Consider the following 2710-nt stretch of genomic DNA (forward strand, 5'->3'; position numbering starts at 1 on the left):
GCATGGCCATATTTGATTCCTCGCGTAGGTGACGATGGAATCAGTGTGGTATGGAAATTGAACGGGTAACAGGTGCTGATTTGTTGGCGCTTACTGATTGTTCGTCCGGGCAGCAGCGCAGACAAGCGCGCGGAGGTGATGCATGAGTGGCACAAGTCGTTGCTGCACGAGGTTGTACCGCCACTGATCCAAAAGTGGGAGCAAAAGCTCAAGGTGAGAGTCTCAGGCTATTTCCTGCAACGGATGAAAACCAAGTGGGGTAGTTGCAATCACGCAGAGGGAAACATCCGCCTCAATACGGAGCTGGTGAAAAAGCCTAAGGATTTGCTGGAGTACGTCGTCGTGCATGAAATGGCTCATTTGATCGAGCCCACGCACAGTGATCGCTTCATCGCAATCCTTGAAGAGCATTACCCCAGCTGGCGGGAGGCCCGAGCCGAGCTCAACGAACTGCCGCTGGCTGCAGAGGTTTGGAAGGAGTGATGTGTGATTGATATCAGGATTAGAAAAGCACCATAAAGGAGTGAGTTTGATGCATCATACAAAATTTCATGTAAATCACTCTAACCATGGTTGCTAGCACCTTGGTAGTTTAATCCTGCAGTGATGGCATGCTGGTTCACCAAATTTGGCACATAGGGAAGCGCTGATTAAACGGCGCCGAAGCGTTTCCTTAATTGGCAGTGCGGCATGTACCACTATCATCTCGATACTTTATTTGGAATACAACACCGCTGTCGCGGGCATGGCCCGCTCATACAGCATCTAAAACGCAACACGCCCCGCTGCTTAAGGCGAGGCGTGGTTGTCAGCTACGTTTCTAGCTAGCAATAACTACATTGCAGCACGGAAGATTGCCGCCACTTCCTTGTCATTCAATCGACGTGGATTGGTTAATGCACACACATCTTGCTGCGCATGCTTAACCATTGCATCAATGTCTTTATCCTGCACACCCAATTCAGTCAGATTACTTGGGATACCCACATCAACCGACAGACAACGAATCGCCACTACAGCCATTTGTGCAGCCTCACGTACCGGCAAACCGTAGATGTTTTCGCCCAAGGCATCAGCAATATCGGCATAACGCTCTTGCGCAGCCATTAAGTTTGCTTCGCAGACATGCGGTAACAACAGTGCGTTACACACGCCATGTGGCAAGTTATACATACCACCGAGTTGATGCGACATCGCATGCACATGACCGAGACCGGCATTATTGAACGCCATCCCCGCCAAATACTGCGCATAGGCCATCCGATCACGCGCTTCGAGATCATCGCCACGCGCCACAGCAACTCGCAAATAACGCGCAATCAAACGAATCGCTTGTAGCGCACAAGCATCAGTGATTGGGTTTGCATCCGTTGAGACATAAGCCTCCACCGCATGAGTCAGTGCATCCATACCGGTTGCGGCAGTCAACGACGGCGGCATTTTCATCATCAACAACGGATCATTAATCGCCAAGTCCGGCGTGACGCGCCAATCCACAATCGCCATTTTCACGTGATTGGAGGTATTGGTAATAATAGTGAAACGGGTTAATTCGCTCGCAGTTCCGGCAGTAGTATTAATCGCAATATAAGGTGGCAAGCTGTTCTTTGACTGATCGACACCTTCATAGTCAGCAATCACGCCGCCATTAGAAACCACTAAACCAACACCTTTACAACAGTCATGCGCACTACCACCACCCAAGGAGATCAGCATATCGCACTGACCCTTTTGGTAGGCAGCAACGCCTTGCTCAACGTTTTTATCGGTTGGATTGGGAATAGTCTCATCAAATACTGCATAAGCAATGCTGGCCTGATCAAGCAGATCCGTTACTTGCTTGGTGTAGCCTAGTTGAGTCATACCCTTATCAGTGATGACCAGCGGCTTCTTACCACCCAGAGACTTCACTCGATCAGCCAACTCAGACAACACATTCGCACCAAACAACGATACAACCGGCATGAAGAGACTTGCATTCTTGCTCATATTCAACCCCTTTTCTGTGTGTCGCAGTCATCAATTAACGACCACGTATTCGCTTAACTTAGATTCAGCATAGCCTATGTGACTCACGAGTCACTTGACCCAACTCAATCGAAAGGCAGCCTAGGAGTCTGTCGGACTTGAGCCTATAAAGATGGCCATGTCCGGCGTCGACGCAAAGGCCTGGTTTCGCCCCAACGATCTGAAATATGAGCTAGGTGCCCCCCTACCAGTATCATGTGGGAGCCAATAGGCAGCTGGAGCGCGCTACTGGTAGCATCACATGCAGCCTTTTCAGGCCATGCGCAGAATATTCATTCGTTTAACATTCCATGCCAGCGTAGCCAAGGTCCACTCACCGACCACTTTGTCGAATCCGCGCAATGAGAAGCGGCGGAAGCCCATCACATGCTTGATAATACCGAATACCGGTTCAACTGTCTGTTTGCGTAATGCATACACAGCACGACCGGCCTGTGTTGTCATCCGATGGGTCATGCATGTAACCGGATCATCGGTGTCCGGTGGAGGCGTATCCGGTGCGAAGCGCTCGAAAATATCAAGGTGATGGCGCTCGCGCTGGGCCGCTATCCAAGGGGTAATCTCGCCATCGGCACACGCCTTTACATTAGGGAAACGCTGCACAAATCAGCCATCCACCTGAGTGTCCAGCCCCGAGTATAATCACCAGACACTGCCACTACCTCAGCCAAGCCACCCGATG

At 50.6% G+C, this 2710-nt stretch carries 2 protein-coding genes and 1 pseudogene; 1 reads left to right on the forward strand and 2 read right to left on the reverse strand.

The features are described 5' to 3' along the window. Positions 1 to 72 precede the first annotated feature (72 nt). Positions 73 to 483 (forward strand): M48 family metallopeptidase, encoded by a 411-nt coding sequence (locus BMZ23_RS14655; protein ID WP_281242345.1) that lies wholly within the window; start codon positions 73 to 75, stop codon positions 481 to 483. Positions 484 to 834: 351 nt separating this feature from the next. Here the strand turns inward: BMZ23_RS14655 and BMZ23_RS14660 are convergent, their stop codons facing one another. Beyond that, positions 835 to 1989: an iron-containing alcohol dehydrogenase gene (locus BMZ23_RS14660; RefSeq protein ID WP_093479060.1), complete on the reverse strand. Its 1155-nt coding sequence runs from the start codon at positions 1987 to 1989 to the stop codon at positions 835 to 837. Between the two features lie 291 nt (positions 1990 to 2280). Continuing rightward, positions 2281 to 2616 (reverse strand): annotated as a pseudogene (locus BMZ23_RS15255) (transposase); the annotation flags it as partial. Between the last annotated feature and the right edge of the window lie 94 nt (positions 2617 to 2710).

The organism is Halopseudomonas yangmingensis (assembly GCF_900114825.1).
Lineage (GTDB): Bacteria > Pseudomonadota > Gammaproteobacteria > Pseudomonadales > Pseudomonadaceae > Halopseudomonas > Halopseudomonas yangmingensis.

Bases quoted from the DNA above. Each gene is read 5' to 3' on its own strand.
- BMZ23_RS14660 (WP_093479060.1), bottom strand. From the start codon at position 1,989: ATGAGCAAGAATGCAAGTCTCTTCATGCCGGTTGTATCGTTGTTTGGT.